This window comes from Enorma sp. (assembly GCF_982429025.1).
The window spans coordinates 27,905-54,377 of the sequence record NZ_CEWCAA010000011.1 but is presented as its reverse complement, the minus strand read 5'-3'; the positions used below and the strand labels follow the sequence as shown (position 1 = coordinate 54,377).

Here is a 26,473-nt window from a genome sequence, read left to right as displayed (position 1 = left end):
GCCGCCGGCGGCATCGCCCCGCAGATTGGCTCGGCACTGGTAGCCACGGGCTTCCTCATGATGATCATGAGCACCACGAACCTCATCGCCGTTTTGCCCGCAGCCGCCGTGCTCTGCGCGATTTTCATTGGATGGTGGTACACGTGGGGCCGCACGCTCGGAGCGGCCTCGGTGGCGCTCGTGTGCATCATGGCGCTCGGCGCCGCCACGGGCGATCCCCTCGTGCTCGCAGGTCCGGTGGCGGCCTTTGCGGGATATTTCCTGCCCGCAGTGCCCGCCGCCATCAGCTGCTCGCTCGGAGTTGCCCTCAGCCGATGGCTCGACCTCGCGATCGAGAACGGCGGGGCGCTCGAGAGCGCCGCCGCCTTCGCTTCGCTCGCTGATGCGCCCTTCCTCGCGGGGCTCGCGCTCATCGCTGCGACCGCTGCGGCAACGAGCGCCGCGCTCTCCCGGCACGCCCGCAACATGCGCGATTCGCGCGGCGGCGGCATGCTCGGCGTTGCCTGCGCGCTCGCGGGAATTATGGTTGTTTTGCTGCTCTGTCTTGCAAACCCTATGGAAATTGCCAGCGTGGACACTGCATCGATTGCCAAGATTCTCGGGGCGGGAGCTCTATCCTCTATAATCATCGGCATATGTGTATATCTGCTTGGCTATCGCAAGGACATCCCGGAGGGTGATCGATCGTGAACTTCCTGAACATCTTCGAGGACCACGTGGCGGGCATCTTCGGTGCCGCGCGCGCCCCGTTCTCGTTTAAGAAGCTCGCCAAGCAGGCGGCTCGCGAGATGGAAGATCAGACCCTCGTGGTCAACGGCGCCAACACCGCGCCGGCGCTCTACACGATCCTCATCTCTGCCGACGACGACTCGCTTATGGCGCCGTTCTACCCGCAGCTCGCACGCGAGGTCACGAGCTTTGTGAAAGCCCAGGCCGACAAGAAGCGCTACGGGTTCGTGGGCGAGCCCCTCGTGCGCTTCATGATCGACCCCGCCCTCAAGCCGGGAAAGTTCTCGGTCTTTGCCGAGAACGTCGACGGCCCCACGCTCGCCCGACTCTATGAGGAGGAGCGCGCCTATCAGAACAGCCTGAGCCAGAACTACGGGCGCTCCGCCGTCAATCGCGCGCAGCAGGCGCCCATGCCGCGCCAGCAGCCCGCGCAGCCGCGCCAGGCCGCTCCCGCGCGCCAACCCCAACCGCGCCAGGCGGCTACCCCCGAGGTTCGAAGCGCAGCGCAGCCTATCTCCCTTGCAGGCAACGCCCCCAGCGCAGCAGGCTTGGGCGCCGCTGCCGGTGCGGGCGCTGCAGCAAGCGCTGCGGCGGGTGTCGCAGCAGGTGTCGCCGCGAGCAACATCCCCGATCCGTTCGCGAGCAACGATGCCGCATCCCCCATCCCCGTGCCCAAGACCGTAGGCCGCGAGGCCCTCGCCGGCATGGGCGGCGCAGCAGCAACCGGCGCATCGCTCGGAATCGGTGCCGCCCCCGCCGTAAGCAACCGCGCTCCCCTGCCCGCGCAGGCGACCGCCCAGCTCGTTGACGTTGTGACGGGAGACGTGTACCAGGTGAACGGCCCGGCCTGCATCGTGGGCCGCGAGCGCGCCGTGGCCGATGTGGCTCTGCGCGACCCCAATGTGAGCCGCCGCCACGCGCAGCTCACCTCTACCGGAAACGACTGGTCCATCGAGGACCTCAACTCCACCAACGGCACGTTGGTGAACAACCGTCGCATCACGCGGTGCCCGCTGCGCAACGGCGACCTGCTCACCTTCGGGCTCAGCACCTTCGAATTTAGGAGCTGATGCGAGTGATCGACGTCATCCTCTTCATCGGACGCATCGTTCTGGTCGTCCTGCTCTATATCTTCCTCTTCGCGGTCATGAAGACCGGCGTGGGGCTCGTGCGCGGCCAACGACGCGATTCCGCCATCTGGACCATCGACGTCGACAAGGGCCCGCGCGGTATCCGCGGCATTCACGTTGATATGCTCGGCCCCGTGATCGTGGGCCGTTCCCCCAGCTCCGATATCTGCATCAACGAACCGTTCGTCTCGGCAAGCCACGCCCGCTTCTCCCTGCAGGGCCCGGCACTCGTGATCGAAGATCTCAACTCACTTAACGGCACCCTCGTCAACGGGCGCCAGCTGCTTGAACCCGCGACGCTCCGCGAAGGCGACGAGGTGCAGATCGGCGACGTCGTCATGAAGGTGAACCGTCGATGACGCCCGAGGAGCAGCATAGCGGGAACATCCCCTCCTTCCTTGAGCAGGCCGAGCACGCCCCTCTTGGCGCGCATATGGCGCCGCCCGAGGGGCTCGATGCCACCCGCGCAAACGCTCCCGCGCATACGGATGAACGCACCCGCGCCCATGCCGCAGAACCCGCGCCGGCACCTGCCCACATGGCAGATCACGGCCATGCCGCAAGCGGCGGCGCAGACGATGCGGTTGACCTTGAGTCGAGCACGCTCTTTGGCAACGCCCCCGCGGCGACCGCCGCGGCATCCGTCTCAGAGCCTGCGGATACCCCTTTCGAGAGGCAGCCAACCCCCTTTGCAGAGCAGCCCGCCCCCCAACATGAACACGTGCATGCCGAAGAAACAGCCAGCGCAGCTCAGCCGGGCCAGGAGGGCTCGTCGGAGCACGCACGGCCAGACACTACGGCGGAAATCGATGTCGCGGCCGTAGAGGCACGCCTCGACGACCCAGGCTCGACCCAGAGCTTCGCCCCCATCACGGAGGACCGCATCAACACCGACTCCACCTACGATGCCGGCACAAGCACCTCGCTCATGTGGGGCGCTCGCTCCGACGTGGGCTGCGTACGCACGCATAACGAGGACTCCTACCTGGTGCAGTCGCCGCTCTTCTGCGTGTGCGACGGCATGGGTGGCCACGCCGCCGGCGAGGTTGCCTCGTCGATCGCGGTCGAGACCATCGCGCGCCTGGCCCCGCAGGAAGCCGACCCCACGCGCCTGGCCGCCGCCGTCGAAGCTGCTAATGCCGCCATCATCGAGGCCGCAGCCAACGGTCTGGGAAAGGCGGGCATGGGCTGCACCGCCACCGCAGCGTACATCGAGGGCAACGTCATCGCCATCGCGCACGTTGGCGATTCTCGCGCCTACCTCCTGCACGAGGGAACGCTCATCCGCATCACACACGACCACTCCTATGTTGAGGAGCTCGTCGATGCGGGCGAGATCACGGCGGACGAGGCCCGCGTGCACCCCAACCGGTCGGTCATCACGCGCGCGCTCGGGTCTGACCCGGCGATGTACGCAGACCACTTCCAGCTCAACATCGAGGAGGGCGACCGGCTCATCCTGTGCTCGGACGGCCTCTCGAGCATGATTTCGGATGGCGAGATCGAGACCATCGCCACCCAATCCCCCACCGCGCAGATTTGCACCGACAACCTTGTTGACGCCGCGCTCAATGCGGGCGGCGCCGACAACGTAACCGTCGTCGTGGTCGACGTGGTAGACGATGGCCGCCTGCGCGACCTCGCCCGCCGCCGCAGACGCAACCTGCTCATCGCCCTCACGGGCCTCATCGCCGCCATCGTGATCGCGTGCGCGGCGGCCGCCATCGTGATCACCAACTCCGTGTTCCTCGGCGTGCACGACGGCTGCGTGGCCATCTACACCGGAGTGCCCGGATCGTTCATGGGAATCGAACTCTCCCACCTGAACGATGAGACGGGCATCGACATAGACGACCTTCCCGAAGACACGCAGAACCGCCTGCGCGCCGGCATCAGCCAGTCGAGCATGGAGCAGGCGCGTCAAACGGTCTCCGAGTACCGTCAGCAAATCTACGAGGAGCAGACCCGAGCCGTCGAGGACGCCGCCGCCATCCACGGCGACGCCAGCGCCGAGAGCGCAGGCTCGTCGGGCGACGCCGCGCCTTCCGATGATACGGCTGCGGCAGATCCCGCCGCAGACGCCGTAGACCCCGCCGATGCCGAAGGAGGCGAAAGCTAATGGGTAGCCGCCGAAACACCGAGCTCATGCTGCTCATCGGAGCGGCCTTCCCGGTCACGCTCCTCTACGCCCTCTATGTGGTCACCACCGGAGCGGCCCTCTCGTTCACCACGCTCGCCGTACCGATCGGCCTCTTCGCCGCCTTCGCCGCGGCGCATATCGGCGTGCGCATCTTCGCGCCCGGCGCCGACCCGGCCATCCTGCCCATCGTCTTCGTGCTTTCCGGCGTGGGCATCACCTTCGTCACGCGCCTTGCGCCAGATTCGGCCCTCAACCAGCTTGTCTTCCTGTTTGTCTCCATCGCGCTCATGGTGGCGACGCTTGCCGTGGTTAAGAACCTCGACATGGTGAAGCGCTACAAATACACGCTCGGGCTCATCGGCATCATCCTGCTGCTCTTGCCCATCTTCATCGGCGAGGATCGCTGGGGCTCCAAGCTGTGGATCAACCTGGGCTTTATCACCATCCAGCCCGGCGAGTTCGCCAAGATTTGCATCGTGCTGTTCCTTGCGGGCTACCTCGCCGAGAACCGAGAGCTGCTCTCCATCGCCAACCACAACGTCATGGGCTTCAAGATTCCGCGCCTGCGCTTGCTCGCCCCGCTGTTCGTCGTATGGGGCGTATGCCTCGCCATCGTCGCCTTCGAACGCGACCTCGGTTCGGCGCTTCTCTTCTACACGCTCTTCCTCATCATGCTCTATGTAGCAACCGGGCGCATATCGTATGTGATCATCGGCATCGTGCTGCTTGGCATCGGCGGATTTGGCATGTACCAGATCATGGCGCACGTGCGCACGCGCTTCGAGATCTGGCTCAATCCGTTCATCGACGCGCAGAACAGCGGCTACCAGCTCGTGCAGTCGCTGTACTCGCTCGCCGACGGCGGGCTCGTGGGCCAGGGCATCGGCCGCGGCATGGCCGATCGCATCCCCGTCGTGGAATCCGACTTCATCTTCTCTGCCATCGGCGAGGAGTGCGGCCTGCTCGGTGGCGCGGCGGTTCTTCTGCTTTTCATGCTGTTCGCGGTACGCGGCCTCACCACCGCCGCGCGCGCCAAGAGCGACCTCGCCGCCTTCAGCGCCACCGGCCTCACTGCGGCCATCAGCTTCCAGGCGTTCCTCATCGTGGGCGGCGTCACCCGCCTTATCCCGCTCACCGGCGTCACCCTGCCCTTCATGAGCCAGGGCGGTTCATCGCTTTTGGCGAGCTTCATCATCGTGGCGCTGCTGATGCGAGCGGGCGACGAGGCGACCGGCCGCGAGACCGAGCTCACCGGCACGGGCATCATGACCGCGCTCGGTGCCGACGCGGCCCCCGCACGTGGCGGCTCCCCGGCGTTGAGCAGCGTGGGCACGCGCATCTTCGGCGGGCGCAGCGCCACCGGCAAGCCGCTGGGTGGCTCGGGCTCCATCGGCGGATCGCACGCACGCCCTGGCTCCCGCATGCGCCGGCGCCTCCTCGACACGCCTGAATCCGGCGTGCTCGGGCGCGTGGCTCTCGCCAAACGCCTCACCCGCACGGTTTTCTTCTTCACGGCGCTCTTTGCGGTACTCATCGGCAACCTTACCTACATCCAGGTCATCATGGCCGATACCTACAAGAGCATGCCGGGCAACAACCACACCATCGCCCGGCAGGCCTACGTGCAGCGCGGGTCCATCATCACCTCGGACGGCGTGACGCTCGCCGAGTCGATCCAGCAGGAAGACGGCACCTACGTGCGCTCCTACCCCAACGGAAACCTCGCGGCGCACACCGTGGGCTACTACTCCACGCGCTACGGCAGCTCGGGCGTGGAGAACTCCATGAACGATACGCTCACCGGCTCGGTCGACTATTCGAGCTGGGAGAATGCCCTGCTCTCCCTTGCGGGGGTCTCCCAGCCCGGCAACTCGGTCATGCTGACCATCGACTCGCGCATCCAACGAGCAGCCGAGCAGGCACTCGACGGGCTCTCGGGCTCGATCGTCGTGCTTGACCCACGCACCGGCGCCGTGCTCGCCAAGGCAAGTGCGCCGACCTTCGACAACACCGATATCGCAAGCGTGCGCGAGAGCGGCAGCGAAGGCAGCGGCGAATACGACCGCGCCACGCAGGCCCTCTACACGCCCGGCTCGACCTTCAAGGTGGTCACGCTCTCTGCGGCGCTCGAGAGTGGTCAGGCCACCCTCGACACCACCTACGACGCGCCCTCCGAGATCGAGATCGGCGGAGCGTCCATCACGAACATGCACGGCAGCTCGTACGGCAGCATCAGCCTGCGCCGCGCCTTCGCATACTCGGCGAACACCGCGTTTGCCCAGCTCGCTAACGACCTCGGCGCCGACACGCTCGTGCAGTACGCGCGCGCTTTCGGCTACGGGCAGTCGCTCGGCCAGGACTTCACAACCACCGCTTCCATCATGCCCGATCCAAGCGAGATGACCGAGTGGGAGCTTGGCTGGGCGGGCGCCGGCCAGCCCGTGGGCCAGGGACACACCCCCGGCCCGCAGACGACCTGCATGCAGAACGCGGTGATCGCCGCCGCCATCGCCAACGACGGCATCGTCATGAACCCGTATGTGGTCTCTCAGGTGCTTTCGCCCGAGGGCACGGTCGTGAGCACCACTCAGCCCCGCTCGCTGGGCCAGGCGGTGAGCTCCACCACGGCATCGCAGGTCAAGGAGGCCATGCTCGAGGTCGTTGAGAACGGCACCGGCTCCGCCGCCCAGGTTTCGGGCGTGCAGGTGGCCGGCAAGACCGGCACCGCCGAGGTCTCGAACAGCAACGTGAACTCGACGTTCATCGGCTTTGCACCGTACGATACCCCGACGGTGGCCATCGCCGTCGTGGTGGAGAACTACAACGAAAACGGCGTCTCGGCCGCCTCGGTCGCCGGCGAGGTCCTCGCCGCTGCGCTCGCGGCGCAAGGGTAAGGGGTGGCCATGGATGCACGAGAACGAGAGGCCGAACGCGGGGGACCCGCCGCGAGCTAATGTGCTCGAGCCGAGGCGCTCGCACAGGCTCGGCTCGCAGGGAACCCGCGTAAGCACGCCCTTCTAGGTAATAATCGCCCGCGTGAGCGGCGTACGTAGATGTGATAGGAGCAAGAAATGCAGCAGCAGGTACTCGGGGGAAGGTACCTCCTCAAGGATAAAGTCGGAACGGGCGGCATGGCCACCGTCTACCGCGCACAAGACCAAGTGCTGAACCGCACGGTCGCAGTGAAAATCATGCTGCCCCAGTATGCGGGCGACGCGACCTTTGCCGCCCGCTTCAAGCAGGAGGCACAGGCGGCGGCCGGCCTCTCGAGCCCGTACATCGTGGGCGTCTACGATTGGGGCAAAGACGGCGACACCTATTACATCGTTATGGAGTACCTGCGCGGCACCGACCTCAAGAGCGGCATCCGCAGTCACGGCGCGCTCGACCCCAAGAAGGTCGCCCAGATTGGCTCGCAGATCTGCGCCGCGCTCTCCGTGGCCCATAAGCACGAGATCATCCACCGCGACATCAAGCCGCAGAACATCATGGTGCTGCCCGACGGCAACATCAAGGTGATGGACTTCGGCATTGCCCGCGCCAAGAACAGCCATCTCACGCAAGACAACAACGTACTCGGCACCGCGCACTATGTCTCGCCCGAGCAGACGCGCGGCCAAGAGCTCGGACCCACGAGCGACATCTACTCGCTCGGCGTGGTCATGTACGAGTGCGCCACGGGCCAGGTGCCCTTCGACGGCGACGACGCAATCTCTGTTGCTTTGAAGCAGGTTAACGAGCTGCCCGTTCCCCCGTCGCAGCTCAACCCCAACCTCGACGCCGACCTTGAGCGCATCATCCTGCGCTGCATGGAGAAGGATCCCGCCAACCGCTTCCAGACGGCCGACGAGCTGCGCCAGACCCTGAATGCGTACCTCGCGGGGCGCCAGGTGGATGTCCCCGAGCCCACGCGCGTGATCGGCGCGGTGCCCGCGGGCGGCGCCGGCACCACCGAGACGCGCGTGATGAGCGACCAGACGCAGGCCATGGCGCGCCCAGCGGGCATCGGCAACACCGCGGTGCGCAGTGGGTCCGGCATGAGCTCGAGCGCCTCGGGCGGAGCCGACCCATACGGTGGAAAGAAAAAGGGCGGCAAAGGCAAGATCGTTGCCGGCGTGGTGACCGCGCTCGCAATCATCGGCATCATCGCCTTCGCCGCCTTCAGCGCCCTCAACAGCGGAGCGAAGACGGCCACCGTGCCGAACGTTCTGGGCTACACGCAGGAGGAGGCAACCGAGGAACTTCGGTCGCTTAACCTTGGCGTTAAAACCTCGTCCGGATATAGCGATGAGTACGAAGAGGGCGAGGTCATGAGCCAGACCCCGAGCGGCGGCCTTCAGGTCGAAGAGGGCTATGAGGTTGAGATTCAGATCTCGCGTGGCCCCGAACCGGTAAAGACCACTACGGTGCCCGATCTAAAGGGCAAAACGCGTGAAGAGGCAGAGAAGCTTCTTGAAGAGGCCGGCTTGGTGGGTGTTGCCTCCGAAGCGTCCAACGACGCTGAAGAAGGCACCGTCTTCGAGCAGAGCCCCGCTGAGGGCGAAGAGGTCGAAGAGGGTTCGACGGTCACCTACACCGTTTCCACCGGCCCCGGCACCGTGAGCATCCCCAATGTGGTTGGCGACGGCGAGAACAGCGCCGCCGGAGCGCTCGAGGATGCGGGCTTCTCGGTGTCTCGCGAATACGAGTACAGCAGCCGCGTCGGTGCCGGCGTAGTCATAAGCCAGAGCCTCACCGGCTCTGCCATGCCTGGCACCACCATCACCATCACCATCTCGCGTGGGCCGGAGCCCGACACCAGCACCCCCGATACCCCCGCAACTTCGCCCGATTCTCCAACGACAGGAGAGGACGAGGAGGAGTCGGCTGGCGCCGCCTAACAGCTGCGCGCATGCGCTACATATGCCGGAAGGGGACGAGCAGGCTCGTCCCCTTTTTTCGTCCGTGTGGGGCGCTAAAGCCAGCGCGTGCCCGCCTCTCGCCCTCCGCTCCCGCGCATCCGACCTCCCGCGCGCCCGCCCACGCGTTCGTCCACCTCTCCCACGCACCCACGCGCGCTCAGTTCTAGCCTGCGCATTTGTATAGATTTATTGCCGTCCTACATACCGGGGCGGCGCATGCGATAATGGCCGCCGCTCAAGGTCAAACGTGCACACGCCCTTGAGGCTGTCCCGGCCACCAAGCCCCTATACCCCTGTTCCAGCAAAGGAGGCCACCATGACCACCGCGCCCGGATCGCTCAGCGATCGCGCCCTCGAACTCGCACGGCTCACCCTCGTTCGCCGCGTCATCACCGCAGGTGCCGTCGTGGCATCCGCACTGCTGCAGGCCTTTCTCATCCAGGCATTCGTGAACCCTGCAAACCTGCTCCCCAGCGGCTTCACCGGCATCGCGGTGCTCATCGACCGCATCACGGCACTCTTCGGCGTGCGCATCTCCACCGACCTCGGCATGCTCGCGCTCAACATCCCGCTCGCCCTCATCTGCTGGAACCGCATCTCCAAGCGCTTCGTCTTCTTCTCTATGATGCAGGTTGCGCTTTCCGCCGCGTTCCTGCGCATCTTCGATTTTCAGCCGTTGCTCGACGATCAGATCATGCTCGTCGTCTTCGGAGGCTTTATCTCAGGGCTTTCCATCGCCATCGCGCTCAAAGCGGGCGCCTCGACGGGCGGCACGGACTTCATCTCGCTGCTCGTGGCAAACCGCACCGGCAAGACCATCTGGGGCTTCATCTTTGCCAGCAACTGCGCCCTGCTCGTAGTGTTCGGCGCGCTCTTTGGCTGGGAGCATGCGGCGTACTCCATCGTGTTCCAGTTCATTGCAACCAAAACTATCGACAGCTTCTACCACCGTTACGACCGCGTGACGCTGCAGATCACCACGCGGCGCGCCGACGCCGTGATGGACGCGTACATCGCGAGCTTCCAACACGGCATCAGCTGCGCCGAGGTGATCGGCGGCTACAGCAGGCAGCGTATGTACCTGCTGCACACCGTTGTCTCGACCTACGAATCCGAGGACATCGTCCGCCTCGTGCGCGAGGTGGACCCCGGCGCCGTCATCAACGTGTTCCGCACGGACAACTTCGTCGGCGGCTGGTGGGGCGGCCACGTGGACGAACCCGTGCCCACCGCTGTGCCCGACCCTGCCAAGCTCCGGGCCCGCGAGGCGGCGCGGCGCTCCCGCCAGGGACTCATGCAGGACGACGGACGGTAGCAGGGCCGAAAGGGCGCTGTTGTTCTGTTCGAGGGCCCACCTCCCCCGTCGCCAAGCGGCCGAATAAGATAAAACGTGCGTCCGATGCTCCCGTTAGCGCATCGCTTTGTATAGGGTTATAGGACCTACTTTATGCGGCGGTGAAAAACCAGTCTTTTCGCAATACTTTTGATCAGGCTATCTACCAGCAGTTTTATACTGTTCTTGCAGGTAGAAAGCCTGAGCTCGATACTCAAAACTCCGCCGTTTTAACCGTTTTTTTCATTGACCCAAAAGTAGCAAGCTCAGGCATGAATACTATTGCCACAAGAATGCATATTCAGCGATGACTTCCGCGCTCCGCGGGCACCGATCGCGTCGAGAGCGCGCAACGATTATCACAGCCGCCACAGCCGCAAAGCATAACTGCGGCATGCCGCCGCCCTCGCTAGTCGTCGTCCCCGCTGGGCCCCAGCTGCTCCAGCACACGGAGTGCCGCGGCGACGGGCCCCGCCGGATCGTTGGCATCGAGCCCCCGCCCCACACCGGTCCCGGCACCCGCGCCAGCCTTATACGGAACCGAAAGCTTGCGGCTCTTGGGGAAATTCACCGCGCCCAATCGGTCGCGCAAATCGAAGGCGACCACCTTTGGCACGTCAACCCCCTGGTACACAAGCCGCCCTGCCGAAAGCGCGATACTCTCGAGCCCCAGGCGCTCCGCACGGATGCGCAGGCGCGCACGATCGAAGAGGTTTCGCGCCGCAAGCGGCAGCTCGCCATAGCGATCTTCGCACTCCCGCTGCGCCTCGTCCACCGCGGCAAGCGTATCGGCCGCGGCGACCTTGCGGTATACGAGCACGCGCCGATCGACCTCGGGCAGGTATTCCTCGTCCAGATAGTAATCCGCCGGCAAATTGATGGCCACGCTCGCCACCTCGACCTCGCCCGAAGTCTCGCCGCGCGCTTCCGCCACGGCCTGCCCGAGCATCTGCGTGAACAGGTCGAAGCCCACGCTCGACAGGTTGCCGTGCTGCTCCGCACCCACAAGCGAGCCGGCGCCGCGAATCTCCAGATCGCGCATGGCGATGCGCATGCCGCTCCCGAGCTCTTGGAACTCGCTCAGCGCCGTCAAGCGCTCCGTAGCCTCTTGGGTGAGCGGAAACTCGCCAGGGAACATGAAGTAGGCGTAGGCCTGCGTGGCGCTGCGGCCCACGCGCCCCTTGAGCTGATAGAGCTGCGCGAGGCCCAGGCGCTGCGAGTCCTCGATGATCAGCGTGTTCGTACGGGGATTGTCAATACCGCTCTCGATGATGGTCGTCGCCACCAGCACATCGATGCGCCCCATCGAGAAGTCGATCATCACGTCTTCAACCTCGCGCGGGCTCATCTTGCCGTGCGCCACGCCCACGCGCGCCTCGGGCACGGCCTCGTGCACACGGTCAACCGCATCGTCGATGGTCTTCACGCGGTTGCTCACGTAGTACACCTGCCCCTTGCGCCCGAGCTCTAGCCGGATGGCCGCGCTCACCACGTCCGGGTCGTACTCGCCCACGTGCACGATGACCGGCCGGCGCCCGGTGGGCGGCGTCGTGATAAGGCTCATGTCGCGCACGCCGCTGATCGCCATCTGCATGGTGCGCGGAATGGGCGTGGCCGAGAGCGTGAGCACGTCGATCTGCTCGCGCAGGTTCTTGAGCTGCTCCTTGTGCTGCACGCCAAAGCGCTGCTCCTCGTCGATGATGACGAGGCCGAGGTTCGCCGGGTTTACATCGCTCGATAGCAGGCGGTGCGTGCCCACGAGCACGTCGAGCTTGCCTTCAGCAAAGGCCGCGAGCGCGCGCTTCTGCTGCCCGGGCGTGCGAAAACGGCTGAGGACCTCGACCTCCACGCCAAACGGGGCGAAGCGCTCGAAGAAGGTTTGGTAGTGCTGCTGGGCCAGAATCGTCGTTGGGCAGAGCACCATGACCTGCCGGCCGCTGTCCACGCATTTGAACGCCGCACGCAAGGCGACCTCGGTCTTTCCGAAGCCCACGTCGCCGCAGAGCAGCCGGTCCATGGGTTTGGGCGCCTCCATATCCGCCTTGATGTCGGAGATGGCATCTAGCTGGTCGTGCGTGGGCTCGTACGGGAAGCTCGCCTCCATCTCGAGCTGCTCGGGCGTATCTGGCGGGCAGGCCACGCCCGTGATCGAGCTGCGACGCGTGTACAGGTCCACAAGGTCGAAGGCGAGCTTCTTCGCCGACTTACGCGCCTTTTTGGTTGCCCGGCTCCAGTCGGCGGTGTTGAGACGCGTGAGCCTGGGGTTCTGCCCGTCTGGTCCAACGTAACGGCTGATGCGGTCGACCTGCTCAAGCGGCACGTAAAGCTTATCGCCGTCCGCATATTCCAGAAGGAAGTAGTCGCGCTCCTTGCCGGCCACCTCTTGACGCACGATCGACGCGAAGTGCGCGATGCCATGCGTGGCATGCACAACGTAATCGCCCGGCTTGAAGGGGAAGGTGACCTCCGTAACGTCAACGCGCCGCGCCGCACGGCGGCCCCGGCGCGCGTCCATGCGCGCATTGAGGTCGCTTATCGAGAACACCGCGAGATGCGCCTCGGGCACCACCACGCCAGAAGGAAGCGGCAGATCGATGAAGGTCACACGGCCGCGCGTAAGCGTGGGAACGGCCACGCCACCCCCACGCTGATCCATTTTGGGACGGGGTCGTTTTGACTCATGCTTTGACTGCTGGGCACCGGGCGTCTGCGTTTCATGCGAACCGCGCGCCTCGCTCGGTGCGGCATGGTGGGTCTGCTTCGGCGCGCTCTCCGAGCGTTCGATGCGCTTAAGGTTGAGACGGTCGGCCACGCGCACAGAGATGGCGGGGCTCACCGCCCCTTCGTTCTCGGGAGCCGTCTGCAGCGACTCCTCGAAGGGGATGCCCTCATCGGTAAACGAGAGCTCGAGCGACTCGCGCGCGCCGCGATCCGGAGCGGCAAACACGCACGCAAAGCGATTCGCCGTGACCTCCTGGATGCGCGAGATGAACCTCGTGTCCGAGCCGGCGATCGCAGGCTGCTCGATCTTGAGCTCGGCCGTAACCGCGCCGCCCGCACGGATGATGGACACATAGTTCAAGCGCTGCTGGCGTCCGAAATCGAGCTGCTGCGGGCGCACGTAGAGCCCGTCGAGATGGCTCACCCCCGCTTCTCCGGCGCGCCGCTCAAGCTCCTCATAGGCGCGCGTGCAATCGTCGAACAGGGAACGCGGCTCGGAAAGCACCACGAGCGCGTCTGGGCTCATGTGCGCAAGCGGGCTCGCGGTTCCCTCGTACATGATGGGCAGGAAGCGATCAAGCTCCGGCGTTACCACCCGCGCGTCAACGAGTTCGAGAAGCGCCGCGATCGCGGTGTCGTCGCGTGAAGCCTGATACAACGCGACATGCATGCGATGCACCGCGTCGTCGGTAAGCGCAAGTTCCCTACAGGGGAAAACCTCGACCTGCTGCTCGTCGCCGATGGTCTGGCCCGTCGAGGTGACCATCCTGCGAATACGATCAATCTCATCGCCGAAGAACTCGATGCGCACCGCCTCTCGCGCTTGCGCAGGAAAGATATCTACGCTGTCGCCGTGAACGCGGAAAAGCCCCGGCACATCAGCCGCGTCGGACGCGGTGTACCCCATGCCCACAAGCACGCGCGGCACATCTTCGAACGGTCGCTCCTCGCCCACGGCAAACGTGGTCGAGGCCCAGTAACGGCTTTCGGCCGGCGGGACGCAGCGCAAAAGAGCGCGCGCGGAAGCAACCATGATGCACGCCTCGCCCCGCGCGATGCGACCGAGCGCAGCGCATCGGGCCGCCACGATCGCGTCGTCGGGCTGCTTGTCCTGCCAGGGATAATCGGTGCGCTCCGGAAACCGCGCCACATGCTCGAGCCCCACGTAGGCCGCGAGCGCCCGGGCGGCGCGGTCGGCGGCCTCCTCGCCAGAAACGATATAGACCACAGGCCGTGGCCGACGAGCGAACTGTGCAGCGAGCATGAGTACTCGGCCGGACTGCGAGACGGCGAGCGTGGCGTCCTTTCCCGCATCGAGCGCGGCCTCGATCACTTGCGGCGCCTCGGCGGTATAGAGCTGTGCGGCAATGCGATGGATGAGCATGGACACCTTCCCCGGCGCGGCGGCGGGCAAGACCGGCTATCAAGCTACCCGGCCCGCTTTTCCACGCCGAAAACCCGTCAGGGCAAGCCCCAACGGGTCTAACGATTATCTGTGAGCTTGTATGGTACCGCAAGTGCGCCAGGGCATCGCGCTCGCCCGCGCTCATACCCCGATAACCGCACGCAACACTCGCTCAAACAACGCTTGCCCATGCCCACCCCACTGCACTTCGCTCATGCGAGCGCCGCCGACGGTACGCTCGTTCCACTTTTGGGAATTTCTTTTTAACCTGCGAGCTATAGCCCAGCCTATGCCCAGAAAAAGCGCAGGATTCCCTTGTTCACGCAAGGGCTATCGAGCGCTAGGCGTAAAACATATTCCCAAAACTGGAACGAACAAAGGGCCCAAGCGCTGGCAACAAGATTCGCGGCCCACGCGCAGCTTCTCGCTCGGGCATTCCATGGCAGTGCGGCAAGACCTGTAACCTCGAACCCTGCCGTTATGCGAGCGCACCCGTTCGCACGAACAAGACTCTGGCAGCAGACACGCCGCAAAGGACAATATCAGCAGCACCGTATAATGATTCACAACACAACTGGTTATGCCGAAAGGACCGCCGTGGACTTCCCACTTATATGCGCCCTCGTTGCCGCCGTCGCCGCTGCCATCGCCGCCGTGGCCGCGCTCGCCTGCCTCGCCACCGTGCGTCGTATCGCCGTACAAGCAGAAAACGATCGCGCCGCAGCCGAGGCCCGCGCGCAGGACGCAGCGAGCCATGCGCAGGAAACGCAGCGCGCGCTCGACAGCGCCCAGCAATCCCTCGGTGCGCTTGTTCAGCATGCAGCTGCCACGACTCCGCTCATGCAGCAGCGCTTCGATACGGTCTCGCAGCAAATCACCCGCACCGGGGACCAGATGGACGCTCTTCGCCGCGAGACCACGCAGCAGCTCGGGCAAAACCGCGAGAACATCGAGGGCCGCCTCGACCAAGTGCGCGAAACCGTGGACCGCCAGCTGGGCCAGATGCGAACGACCGTGGACCGCCAGCTGGGCGATATCCGCACCGACAACGCGCGCCAGCTCGACCAGGTGCGCGCCACGGTAGATGAAAAGCTCTCTCGCACGCTCAACGACCGGCTTTCGGCATCGTTCAAACAGGTGAGCGATCAGCTCGAAGCTGTTTACAAGGGCCTCGGCGATATGCAGAGCATCGCCTCTGGCGTGGGCGACCTCAAGCGCGTGCTGAGCAACGTGAAAACACGCGGCATGCTCGGCGAGGTGCAGCTTGGCGCCATCCTCTCGGACATCCTCGCCCCCGAACAATACCTGGAAAACGTGGCGACGAAACCTGGAAGCTCCGAGCGCGTCGAATTTGCCGTGAAGCTTCCAGTGGAGAGCGGAGACCCCATTCTGCTGCCCATCGACGCCAAATTTCCCGGCGACACCTACGAGCACCTACGCGACGCCCTCGACGACGGCGACGCTGAATCAATCGCCGCGGCGCGGCGCGCGCTCGAGACACGCATTAAGGGCGAGGCGAAAGACATCTCGAGCAAGTATCTCAGCGTGCCCGAAACCACCAACTTCGCCATCATGTTTTTGCCCTTCGAAGGGCTCTATGCCGAGGTAGTCGATCGTCCCGGGCTAGTCGAAGTCCTGCAGCGAGACTACCATGTCAACGTGGCGGGCCCCTCCACCATGGCTGCGCTCTTGAACAGCCTGCAGATGAGCTACCAGACGTTCCGTCTGCAAAAACGCACCGACGACGTGCTTCGCGTGCTCGCCGCTGTTAAGGCGGAACTTCCCAACTACCAAGAAGCGCTTCGCCGCGCCCGCAAGCAGATTGACACAGCGGGCCGCACGGTCGACAGCATCATCACGACGCGCACCAATGTCATTGAACGCAAGCTCAACGACATCAGCGCCCTTGCCGACGACGATGCCGCCGAGGTCCTTGGGATTGAAGCGAGTACCGAGCACGGTGATTCCTACGCCAAGGCCCTGGATGAGAGCGCAATCCTAGAACCCATCCATTCAAACACAGAGACGCTAGACACTACCAATGGGAACGAGCACGGGAACGACGCAACCTCCTAACACCCTATCGATGCCGAATCCTATTCATGCTGCACACGGTTATACCGATGCGCGGCTCTTCGCCTCCACCACGATGCGTCGCAGCTCCTCCGACCGAGTGTGGCCATGTGCCCTTGCCCGATCGTCCACATAGGCCATGAGCGATACGGGAAACCTCACGGTAAAAGGCCTGACCTCTTCGTTGGCAATCGACGGGCGGCCACGACGAGGCTTGCCCAGCTTCGCTGCGTCCCATGAATCTCGCTCAAAATCTTGGGCACGGGCCTCTGCCTCTTCCTCGGTCATACCAATTTGGGCAAGCAGCTCCTTGTCACTCATCGTCTAACCTCCTAAGCCCAGCTCGCGCAGCGCCTTACGCGTTGGCGGCGTGAAAGCATGCCAAATAATCCAGTCGCCATCGGATGTGCGCCGGCCTACCATCTCGATGCTGCGCCCCGTTGCGTCAAAACCGATTGCAATATATTCAAAGGGCCGGGAATCGCTACGCACCGCATATGCAATCGCTCCCTCCCATGCGCTGCGAACATCATCTGGCTCAAGCTCTGGATGTCGCTTATGAATCCTATCCAACACATGTATCACTGAGCCACCTGTCCTTATTATTGTATGACGATAATCAATCGCACACAATAACGTACGGAAGGGAAAGTCAGAGATACGCCCTTTCGCCTACTCGCAACAGGCGAAGCACATTGGTAAGATGGCCATATCATCACAACTTTGCTGAGCACGATGCCTTGCATGTTAGGCAGTGACGCAGAGAGGATTCGCCATGCCCCGTGAAACCAACGCCGCCAAGCGCGAGCGCGCAATTGAGGTCTGTGAACGGCTTGACCGGCGCTACGGCCCCGTCGAGTGCTTTCTCGACCACGAGAACCCCTTCCGCCTCGTCATTTCGGTCCTCCTTTCTGCCCAAACCACCGATGCGCAGGTGAACAAAGTTACGCCGGAGCTTTTCCGCCGTTGGCCTACTCCCGAGGCCATGGCTGGCGCCACACCCGCAGAGATCGCCGAGGTAATCAAGTCGCTCGGCTTCTATAAAACGAAGGCCAAGCACTGCGTTGAGGCTGCCCAGATGATCGTTGCCGATTACGGTGGCCACGTTCCGGCTGATATGAAAGAGCTCGTCAAGCTCCCTGGAGTGGGGCGAAAGACGGCTAACATCGTGCTCAATGTGAGCTTTGGCATCGTTGAGGGAATCGCGGTCGACACGCACGTCAATCGCATCGCCCACCGGCTCAAACTCTCGCCCAAGACCCATGAGAAGGAACCGCTCAAAACGGAACAGGACCTCCTCAAGATCCTTCCCAAAGAGTATTGGCGCAACGTGAATCACCAATGGATCAAGTTCGGACGCGAAATCTGCGATGCACGCAAGCCGCTCTGCAGTGAATGCCCCCTCTCGGATATCTGCCCCAGCGTGCGCTGCTAGCCCCTAGCTCACGCCCTTGGCCCCGAATACGCTGCGAGCCCTTGTTCACGCCCTTAGCCCCTACTCACATCGCCATCACCGAGCGCACAAACGACTCTACGCGCGAGGGCATGGCAGCAAGCACGTCGAGCACCTCTTCCGGCGTGGCCCCGTTGATGATGCAGGTCAAAACATACGACCCGACAAACACCACCGCGAGCCCAAGGGGAATGAGCACGATGAGCGCGAGCACGCGCAGGCAAGCACCGATGCGACGACGACGCGCCCGGCGGCGTTGAAAGGCGAGCTCTTCGCGGTACGCATCCTGCGCGACCGAATAGCCATCGCCCGTTTGAGACGGCGCGTGCGAGGCCTCATGTTCACTCCGCTGCTCGGCATACGCTTTACACGCGTAGCGCCGCTCGGAAGATTCCTCATGCCCGGTCCGCTGCACGGCGGGCGCATCGTGCCCGGCCTGCCGGTCGACGGGCACCCGGTGCTCGGCCTGCTGCACGCCAGGCGCCCCAAGCCCGGCCTGCTGCGCGGCATACTGCTCTTGCATGGCACGCAGCCATGCGTCTTGGGACCGACGCTCGCGCTCCAACCGGTCATTTACTTGTTTGGGAGTCTCGATAAAAAGGTCCATGCAACATCCTCCTCGGAGAGGCATGCATGGAAAGGTAGGCCAAGCATGGCACGGAGCTTGGCCCACGTCAAGCGTGCCCAGCGTCGAAATCGACAAACGGTATGTCCCGAGGCCGCCGAGCGAAAGCTCGCTCCATCAACCACGATTCGATCACGACCGGGGCGGCAACCCCACCAGACCACGCCACACAGCAGATACGTCTCATAGGCAGGCCGCGCCATGCAAGAAACGGCTGTGCGCAAATAGGGCACAACGCAAACGCCATAACGCGAAAGGGCGCCCATGCAAAAGGGCGCCAAGCAAAAGGCCGCCCATGCAACAAACGGCATGGACGGCCCCAGAACCTAGGCGACGCGTTGGAACGCCAAGCCTACACTAGTAGTTGATCGCCTGCTCCTCGAAGTAGCTCTGCGGATGGTTGCAGACGGGGCAAAGCTGCGGAGCCGTGGGGCCAACATGCAGGTGGCCGCAGTTCAGGCACTTCCAAACCTTGACGCCCTCGCGCTCGAAGACCTCGCCCTTCTCAACGCGCTCGGCGAGCTTAAGATAGCGCTCCTCGTGCGCCTTCTCCACCGCGCCAACGCCCTTGAACTTGGCGGCAATCTCCTTGAAGCCCTCCTCCTCGGCGGTCTGCGCAAACTCGGCGTACATCGTGGTCCACTCGTAGTTCTCGCCAGCGGCGGCGTCCTTCAGGTTGTCGAGCGTGCCCGGCACCGCACCGCCGTGCAGATACTTGAACCACAGCTTGGCGTGCTCGGACTCGTTCTTGGCGGTCTCCATGAAGATGTCGGAAATCTGGACGTAGCCGTCCTTCTTGGCCTGCGAAGAGTAGTAACGATACTTGGTGTGCGCCTGCGACTCACCGGCGAACGCGGTCTCGAGGTTCTTCTTAGTCTGCGAGTTCTCGAAATCCATTGGACTCTCTCCCCTCCTGCTGGCATCAGCAGTCGTTCTTCGCGCACTCATGGCGCGCCTATGCTGAGGTTATACCCTCGGCGGCAGATTATACTCTTACTTAATAGGAATTAGTTCTAATAAAATGAAAGAATCGCATTCATTGCGCCAGCCAGATGAAGCTTATTCAACTTTTGGGCACTTCTTTCCTGCCCTATGAGGTATGAGCAACTTTTTTGTCAGAGAAACCGCAGGTACATCGCTCGCAGAACACTTGTCTACTTTACAGGTACCTCGTGAAGTGCCCAAAAGTTGAAAGTGGTCGGTGTCCATGCAACGCTACAGCGCGATAAAACCCAACATACCCCCGCAGCCGAACGTAGATTTCGGATATCTCACAGCAAAAGCGCTAGTAGAGTGCTGACGAGATACTTCCCACTTCAACCGAAGGCATAAACCGGGCTTCAAGCCGGCGAGCAGCAGCCTCTACGCGATCATCCAAACGCGCTCACCATCGCGCTCGACGGCCAAACAGAACCCTTCCTGCTCCAAGGCGGCGAGAATCGAAGCAGCGAGCCCGGAGTCAACCGGGCCGCGCCCCGCCTTGGCCTCAAAGCGGTCGAGTTCGCGCACAACATCTTGCAAGGTAAGGCCCGCTGGCTCTGCATCGCGCGCATCGAGCAGCATCCGGACAACCTCTGCGCGCTTCTGGCGACGCGACCCTTCGAAACGCGACTGTCGCGTATACGCCGCGGAGCGACGCGAAGGGTTGGGCAGCGTCTTTTTGAGATACGCACCATAGTCGAGCAGCGCATAATACCAGGACCGCGGCGTGTCTTCAGCATCCTGGGGAACGGCAAACCGCTCCGCCCCAGAAGTCTCATTCGTCCGCGCCGCAATACCTTCCGGGGCAAGGGGGCAGGTCGCCTCCACCAACGGCGTGAGCTCCCGGTCGGGCACCGCAGGAACATCGGGGAAGAAGTGATGCAGGAACACCGTACGAACGTTGGTCTCGAGGTACACACCGGGCAGGTCGAACGCGAAAGCCCTGATGCCCTGCGCCGTCGCGGGACCTATGCCCGGCAGCGCAACGAGCTCCTTCGTTTCGCGGGGAAATGCGCCGTCATAGCGCTCCATGATTTCCTGCGCCGCCCGCTTGAGCGCCAGCGCGCGGCGGTTGTATCCCATACCCTGCCATGCCTCGAGCACATCGGAGGTGGGGGCATCGGCCAGCGCCTCGACACTCGGGAAGCGCTCGAGCCACGCCGGCATGCGCGTCTCGACGCGTGCCACCTGGGTCTGCTGAAGCATGACCTCCGAGAGCCAGATATGATAGGGGTCGCGCGTGCGGCGCCATGGAAGGTCTCGGTACAACCGCACACCCTCGGCGCGGATGAGCGAGCGAAATTCCTCTGAAACCATGTACCAGCCTATGCGCCGGTATGACGGCGAAGCGACGCGCAATCGGCATACGAGGCAAATGCGCTGCGATCGGTGAACTTCGCGTCAACGGCGGGGAACCGGCTCCACGTCACAACGTCGTGCAGCGTGATGGAGCTGAGGTAATCGCGCATAAGAGCCTCGGCTCCCAGCCAAAGCGGATGAAAACAGCAGGTAGACATTCGCGAGCAGTCGGCGTCAGGCGCGGTGCACTCGTTGATGCAGAATGGTCCTTGCACGGCTTCGACGATATCGCACAGCGTGATCGCGGCAGGATCGGCCTTGAGACGCATGCCGCCATGGACGCCGCGCAGGCTCTCCACGATGCCGGCCTGAGCAAGCCCATGCTGGATAGACCGCGCGAAGGAGTAGGGAACATCCACTTGTTCGGCGGCCACGCGCACAGAAAGCAGGTCGCTCTCGCTCGTAGCCAGAATCGACAGAATGCGCAGCGCGTAGTCCGTCTTCCTCGAGATGTCCATCATAGCCCCTTTTGATGTCGAACGCCTGATAACTTGTCTTACCATGTTATACGACTGCACAGGCGAAAAAGCCGAGCATAGACTATAGCATGTTACCTACATCGCACAGCGGGGCGTATTAAAAGCAAAAGCCCCGCACATGGCGGGGCTCTCTAAGCAATGGCGGGAAGTACGGGGCTCGAACCCGCGACCTCCGACGTGACAGGCCGGCGCTCTAACCAAACTGAGCTAACTCCCCTCAGCAAATGCTGCGTGAGCAAGTGTACCAAGAGCAGACGAGCCGCGCAAGGGTATTTTTGAAGAAAAGTTCGCTGATGTAAAAAAGCCTCCATAAGCGCAGCTCAGAGGAGGGACTGCAACTAAAAACAGTTATTGCGCACGGTGAGGAGAACGCTGTGGCCGCGGCTGCACGGAGAATGGCCGACATACCTGCGAGGCGGACTGCCGGCTGCGCCCACAAACTTACTCCAGATCGATGATCTTAAGCGAAAGGACCTCGCCCGCAGAAACCATCATGCGCGCCATCGTTGCCCCGCGGGACCCGCGCGGAAACGTTGCCGACCCCGGGTTCACCACCAAGCAACCGCCCATCTCGAGCACGCGCGAGCGGTGCGTGTGGCCGCACACGGCAACGTCCACATCGTCAACGGGAAGATCCTCGCGATAATGGGCCACGGCAAACCGAAGCCCCTCATAGGTGAACAGGGCCAGACGCTGCACCTCGGGGCCGTAGTCGCGGTAGTAATCGTTGTTGCCCAGCACGCCGCGAATCGGCGCAATGGTGCAGAGGTGCTCCCAATCCATTTCGGACGTGATGTCCCCTGCATGAATGATGAGGTCGGCACCTTCAAGCTGTTCGAGCAATGCAGGCGACAGGTGCCCATGGGTATCGGAGATGATATCGATCCGCTTTGCCTCGGGTTCTGCCCCAACACGCCCCGACTCGGTCACCGCTGCCCCTTCCACAAGCACTCCCTACAGACTCAGCGCCTTTTTAAGCGGCACCACACGACGACGAGAAACCGGTACGCGCTCCTCCATACCCGTAATGCCCAGCTGGATGGCACCCGAGGGCACTGTCTCGACGTCTTCGACGCACGCAAGGTTCACGATATAGCGACGATGCACGCGGAAGAACCCGAAGTCGCAGAGCTTCGCCTCAAACTGAGCGAGCGACGTCGTGGAAAGGAACCGGTCATCGTCGGTAAAGATGCAAGAATAGTCGTCCTTCGCCATGATATAGCGGATCTGGTCCACCGGGATGAGCACCTTGCGCCCGCCCTTTTCGACCGGGATGCGCTCGATGGAAACCTTGCTCTCGGTCTGTGGCTTCACACGCGTGAGGACCTTTTCGATGGCCTGGTCGAGCCGCGCCTCTTCGACGGGCTTCAGCAGGTAGTCGACCGCGTCGACATCGAACGCCTCCACCGCATGGTCGCTGTACGCGGTCACGAACACGATCGCGGGAGGGTTCTTGAGCTTGTGGAGCGCCTCCGCCAGCTGCAAGCCCGATGCTCCGGGCATCGAGATATCGAGAAACACCACGTCGACGCGGCTCTCCATTAGCATCTCGATGGCAGACCGAACACTCGACGCCTCGGTAATCGAGCTAATCTTGCCCGTCTGCTCGAGCAGAAATTTAAGCTCAGAGCGGGCAGGAGCCTCGTCATCGACGATCATCGCACGTAGCATACGTTGTATTCCCTTCGTCCGCGCAAACCGCTAGGCATGAACCGTGCGCCCAAACGGAACCGGATGTTCTCATTCTACCCATCAACGAAGATACTCCCCAGCAAATCCAGATGCAAGGTAATCGTCGTCCCCTCCCCTGGGTGCGATTCAACGTGCGCAAAGGAGTTGGGGCCGTAGAATCGCTGGATTCGCTCGAAGATGTTGTGCATGGCCACGCCAGCGCCGCCGCCTTGGGGAGCGTTTACATCGACCGGCCGCTCCGTTACCTCGAAAAGGTGCGCCGCAGTCTGCTCGCTCATGCCCACGCCGTCGTCGGATACCTCGATTGAAATCGCCCCCTCGCCGCACGAACGCACCGCAACGCGAATATGCAGCGTGCCCTCGTCCTTCATACCATGACGCACTGCGTTTTCTACGAGCGGCTGAATAACGAAGGAGGGCACCGGCGACTCCTCGACGCCGTCTTCCACAATGAATTCGGCTGCGATGCGGTCGTCGCCAAACCGCGCGTACTCGAACATGAGATACCGCTTGGTCTGCGCGATCTCGCGCGATACGGGAATGAGCGAGCCGGAATTATCGAGCGTCGAGCGGTAGAACGAAGAGAACTCGCGCAGCAACTCGCGCGCGCGGGCCGGATCGGTGCGCGTGAAGGAAGCGATGGTGTTGAGCGTGTTGAAGAGAAAGTGCGGGTTGATCTGCGCTTGGAGGGCGCGCACCTCGGCGCGTGCGGTGAGCTCCTCCTGGAGCTCGAGCTCGTGGATGGCGAGCTGCGTCGAAATGAGGTCGGCAAAGCCCGACACAAGCGCGTACTGCGTGCGGTTGACCGCGTGCGGGCTGCGGAAATAGAACTTGAGCGCGCCCACGGTGTGATCGCTCACCTTGAGCGGAGCCACGATGCCCGCGGGGATCAGCCGGGATCGCCCGTTCTCGGCACGCACCTCCACCGCCTGGGTGAACGACTGGATGATGCCGTGCTCAATCACGTAATGCGTTGCAGGCGTATGGATGGCAGAGCCGGAAGGAAAATCCTCCGCCATGTCGCCCACGCAGGCGAGAACGCGGCTCTCGTCGGTCACAGCGATGGTGCTCGCATGCGTCTCGGGCAGCAGGTGTCTGCAGATGGCCTCCGCGCTTTCGGGAGTAAGGCCGCCGCGCATGTCTTCGAGCATGTCCGAAGCGAGCGAGAGCGTCTCCTCGGTGTATTGGGAACGCAGGCGGTCCGGGTTGAGCAGGCGATAGGCGAATACCACCAGAAAGATGGCGAGCAGCACGCACACGATGGTCACCGGCACCGACTCCGCTCCCGCAATGACCAACCAGAGCAGGTAGAACGCCACCACGGACGCACCGATCACGGCAAGCATCCAGAGCAGCGAGAGGATATCGGTATGCCCTCCCTCCACACGGGACCGAAGGTTCATCAAGCCTCCTTGAAGAGTTCCGCGAGCTGCGCGTCGCGCCACAAGCCCTCCATGATGGCGGGCCAGAAGCTTTGGAAGCGCAGGTACTTTCCAGTGTTCTCGCGTGCATACCGCAGCGCGTTGCTGCGTCCATGGCGCCAGATGCCCCAGTAGGCGCGATGCTCCCGCGTGAAGAACGTGCGCACGATGGCGGTCTTGCGCACGCGCGAGTCGAGTTCCGACGAGATCCACGGACCGGGATACGGCATGAGCGAGGCGGGCGTCACCGAGTTGAGGTCGTTCTGACGGTTCGCATCGGCGAGCTTCGCCCGTTCATAATACCAGCGGTACACGTCCTGCATAAAGCGCGGCGCGCGCTGTTCGATCGCAGGGGGAAGATGGCGCACCGACCACCGGTTGTCGAACCAGACATCGAGACCGTGCAGCCGAAGATTGAAGAGGTAGTCGAGGTCCTCGCCGCGCGTGATGAACGGGTCGAACGCCACGCGCATGTATGCGCGGGCATGCACGGCAAAGCATCCGCCGCACACATAGTTGGAACGCGAGATGCGCGTCCCGCCGAGCGCCCGACGCATCCACTGGTTGAATTCCACGCGCTTGGTCCACCAGCGGTTCGTGATGCCCGCTTTTGAGGTGTTGGCGAAAGGAGAGTTTTCCTCATTGAAGAAATATCCGCTCTTAGCGAGAATGGGAAGGCCCTGGCGCGTCTCGTGCCCAAGAGCGTATACCGCGCGCTTCATGAAATCCGCGGTGGTGATGACCTCGTCGTCGTCCAAGAACACCACGATGTCGTGGCCCAGCACCGCTGCGACCGCGAGCCCCATGTTCCGGATGGCCCCATAGCCGCGCAGCGATACGCATTCCCCCAGCCCGCGGGGAGCGAGCTCGCCTACGCGGTCGATGACCTGCATTGCCTCGACGTTGGTCACAACGGTAATGGCGAGCGATGGGTGGTCCTGAGCGATGCGCCGCACGCGCATGCTAACGTCGGAGGTGGCGGATAGCGGGCACACCACGAGCAGGACGATGGGCGCGACATCGTCCACGTTCTCGAGCGATGCAAGGCAGCGATCGAGCTCGGTGTCTTCGCGGTTAAGGTCGGTCGAATGATCATAGGCGCCGGGGGCCTGCTGTTCGGCCCGCATATCTGCCCAGTACGTTGGGATCACGATAACCGGTCCCACGTCCATCACGACCTCTCGTCTCTGGCTCTGCACCTGCCCCAGGCACAGAGCCTCGTCGAGCACGCCGGCTTTCCGCACGCGCGCGAGATATCGCCGCGAGAAGCGGTTGGCCGCCCCGAGCGATCCCCCAATCGCTAATGCGAGGCGCCCCGCGCTTCCGCAAAGGGCGAATCCGCCTTGAAGTACGGCGTGCGAGCAAGCGACTTACTCAACGGATATCCCAGCACATACATGATAACCGCTTCGCCAGCGCCCGTGGTCACCAGTCCAAAGAGATACATGAGAGGCCAGGCTCCATCGAGGGATATGGACGTGAAGGGAATCGTGTAGAAGCCGGTTGCCTGCAAAAGAATGGGCAGATAGGCAGGGACGATGAGGGCGTTGGCAATCACCGGGCCGGCGAGCGCCACGAGAGGGTGCTTTCTCATCTTCCAGGTAAAGCAGGCGCCCGCAAACGTGGCGAGCGAGCCGAAGACCACATCGAGCAAGCCGAGCATGCCCGTGCCGGAAAGCGCGATGTTGGCGACGTTGGCGATAGCGCACCCGAGCGTAAGACCCGGAATGGCAGCCGGGGTGAAGAGCGCGAGCGCGCAGAGCGCCTCGGACACGCGGAATTGGATGGGGCCCCAGGCCAGGCTGCCAAGGAAGAGCAGCGCGATGAGCGTGCATGCCGCGTACACGGCAGCGATGACCCCTATACGGGCGACTTCATTCGATTTCATGAGCATTCACCTTCTATGTTGGAGGGCTTTACTTGAATGCTCATCAGACGCGCTGGCGGGTGGTCTCTTTTGGGACGGGTCTGTTTTGATCCATTTGACCCGCCACCGCCGCGGTGGGTCAAAACGGACCCGTCCCAAAACGA

General features: G+C 63.3%; 20 protein-coding genes and 1 tRNA gene. 9 read left to right on the top strand and 12 right to left on the bottom strand.

Annotated elements, in window-relative coordinates; all coding sequences use genetic code 11:
- The 7 genes from AC1VS5_RS03450 to AC1VS5_RS03420 form a co-directional block, all read left to right on the top strand.
- A partial coding sequence (locus AC1VS5_RS03450; RefSeq protein ID WP_481217702.1) for a hypothetical protein occupies positions 1–690 on the top strand: 690 nt, incomplete at its 5' end.
- The gene (locus AC1VS5_RS03445) at positions 687–1,799 is read left to right on the top strand and encodes an FhaA domain-containing protein (RefSeq protein ID WP_481217701.1); all 1,113 of its coding nucleotides are present in this window, start codon (positions 687–689) and stop codon (positions 1,797–1,799) included. The genes AC1VS5_RS03450 and AC1VS5_RS03445, both read left to right, overlap by 4 nt.
- A 5-nt stretch (positions 1,800–1,804) precedes the next feature.
- The gene (locus AC1VS5_RS03440; RefSeq protein WP_019128731.1) at positions 1,805–2,218 is read left to right on the top strand and encodes an FHA domain-containing protein; all 414 of its coding nucleotides are present in this window, start codon (positions 1,805–1,807) and stop codon (positions 2,216–2,218) included.
- Entirely contained in the window at positions 2,215–3,978 is a 1,764-nt protein-coding gene (locus AC1VS5_RS03435) for a Stp1/IreP family PP2C-type Ser/Thr phosphatase (RefSeq protein ID WP_481217700.1), read from the top strand. Before AC1VS5_RS03440 ends, AC1VS5_RS03435 begins: the two co-directional genes overlap by 4 nt.
- Positions 3,978–6,893, top strand: a complete 2,916-nt coding sequence (locus tag AC1VS5_RS03430; RefSeq protein ID WP_481217699.1) for an FtsW/RodA/SpoVE family cell cycle protein — start codon at positions 3,978–3,980, stop codon at positions 6,891–6,893. The genes AC1VS5_RS03435 and AC1VS5_RS03430 overlap by 1 nt, the downstream gene beginning before the upstream one ends.
- 177 nt (positions 6,894–7,070) lie before the next feature.
- Complete coding sequence (gene pknB / locus AC1VS5_RS03425) at positions 7,071–8,879, top strand: Stk1 family PASTA domain-containing Ser/Thr kinase (protein WP_481217698.1); 1,809 nt, start codon at positions 7,071–7,073, stop codon at positions 8,877–8,879.
- Between the two features lie 337 nt (positions 8,880–9,216).
- Complete coding sequence (locus AC1VS5_RS03420; protein WP_481217697.1) at positions 9,217–10,215, top strand: YitT family protein; 999 nt, start codon at positions 9,217–9,219, stop codon at positions 10,213–10,215.
- A gap of 427 nt (positions 10,216–10,642) precedes the next feature.
- On the opposite strand, the gene mfd is transcribed toward AC1VS5_RS03420, so the two are convergent.
- The gene (gene mfd, locus AC1VS5_RS03415) at positions 10,643–14,338 is read right to left on the bottom strand and encodes a transcription-repair coupling factor (protein ID WP_481217696.1); all 3,696 of its coding nucleotides are present in this window, start codon (positions 14,336–14,338) and stop codon (positions 10,643–10,645) included.
- A 618-nt stretch (positions 14,339–14,956) separates the two neighbouring features.
- Between mfd and AC1VS5_RS03410 the strand changes: the two genes are divergently transcribed.
- On the top strand, positions 14,957–16,435 hold the full coding sequence (locus AC1VS5_RS03410) for a DNA recombination protein RmuC (protein ID WP_481217695.1): 1,479 nt from the start codon (positions 14,957–14,959) through the stop codon (positions 16,433–16,435).
- Positions 16,436–16,474: 39 nt separating this feature from the next.
- On the opposite strand, the gene AC1VS5_RS03405 is transcribed toward AC1VS5_RS03410, so the two are convergent.
- A complete protein-coding gene (locus tag AC1VS5_RS03405; RefSeq protein ID WP_204666238.1) occupies positions 16,475–16,753 on the bottom strand; it encodes a hypothetical protein in 279 nt (92 codons plus the stop codon).
- Positions 16,754–17,207: 454 nt separating this feature from the next.
- Here AC1VS5_RS03405 and nth point away from each other — a divergent pair, with 454 nt between their 5' ends.
- Entirely contained in the window at positions 17,208–17,867 is a 660-nt protein-coding gene (nth, locus tag AC1VS5_RS03400) for an endonuclease III (RefSeq protein WP_276766930.1), read from the top strand.
- 64 nt (positions 17,868–17,931) lie between these two features.
- Here the strand turns inward: nth and AC1VS5_RS03395 are convergent, their stop codons facing one another.
- The 10 genes from AC1VS5_RS03395 to AC1VS5_RS03350 form a co-directional block, all read right to left on the bottom strand.
- Positions 17,932–18,492 carry a hypothetical protein gene (locus AC1VS5_RS03395; protein ID WP_481217694.1) on the bottom strand — a complete coding sequence of 187 codons (561 nt, stop codon included), beginning with the start codon at positions 18,490–18,492 and terminating at the stop codon, positions 17,932–17,934.
- 375 nt (positions 18,493–18,867) lie between these two features.
- Positions 18,868–19,407: a rubrerythrin gene (rbr, locus tag AC1VS5_RS03390; protein ID WP_019128718.1), complete on the bottom strand. Its 540-nt coding sequence runs from the start codon at positions 19,405–19,407 to the stop codon at positions 18,868–18,870.
- A 465-nt stretch (positions 19,408–19,872) separates the two neighbouring features.
- On the bottom strand, positions 19,873–20,808 hold the full coding sequence (locus tag AC1VS5_RS03385) for an HhH-GPD family protein (RefSeq protein ID WP_481217693.1): 936 nt from the start codon (positions 20,806–20,808) through the stop codon (positions 19,873–19,875).
- A gap of 8 nt (positions 20,809–20,816) precedes the next feature.
- The gene (locus tag AC1VS5_RS03380) at positions 20,817–21,308 is read right to left on the bottom strand and encodes an RrF2 family transcriptional regulator (RefSeq protein WP_019128716.1); all 492 of its coding nucleotides are present in this window, start codon (positions 21,306–21,308) and stop codon (positions 20,817–20,819) included.
- Positions 21,309–21,468: 160 nt separating this feature from the next.
- Positions 21,469–21,546, bottom strand: a tRNA-Asp gene (locus tag AC1VS5_RS03375).
- Between the two features lie 224 nt (positions 21,547–21,770).
- A complete protein-coding gene (locus AC1VS5_RS03370) occupies positions 21,771–22,274 on the bottom strand; it encodes a metallophosphoesterase family protein (RefSeq protein ID WP_481217692.1) in 504 nt (167 codons plus the stop codon).
- A 9-nt stretch (positions 22,275–22,283) separates the two neighbouring features.
- Entirely contained in the window at positions 22,284–23,000 is a 717-nt protein-coding gene (locus AC1VS5_RS03365; RefSeq protein ID WP_022349294.1) for a LytR/AlgR family response regulator transcription factor, read from the bottom strand.
- Between the two features lie 74 nt (positions 23,001–23,074).
- Positions 23,075–24,424 carry a histidine kinase gene (locus tag AC1VS5_RS03360; protein ID WP_481217691.1) on the bottom strand — a complete coding sequence of 450 codons (1,350 nt, stop codon included), beginning with the start codon at positions 24,422–24,424 and terminating at the stop codon, positions 23,075–23,077.
- Positions 24,424–25,608 (bottom strand): glycosyltransferase, encoded by a 1,185-nt coding sequence (locus AC1VS5_RS03355; RefSeq protein ID WP_481217704.1) that lies wholly within the window; start codon positions 25,606–25,608, stop codon positions 24,424–24,426. Before AC1VS5_RS03355 ends, AC1VS5_RS03360 begins: the two co-directional genes overlap by 1 nt.
- Before the next feature lie 134 nt (positions 25,609–25,742).
- A complete protein-coding gene (locus tag AC1VS5_RS03350) occupies positions 25,743–26,336 on the bottom strand; it encodes a QueT transporter family protein (protein WP_019128711.1) in 594 nt (197 codons plus the stop codon).
- Positions 26,337–26,473 lie beyond the last annotated feature (137 nt).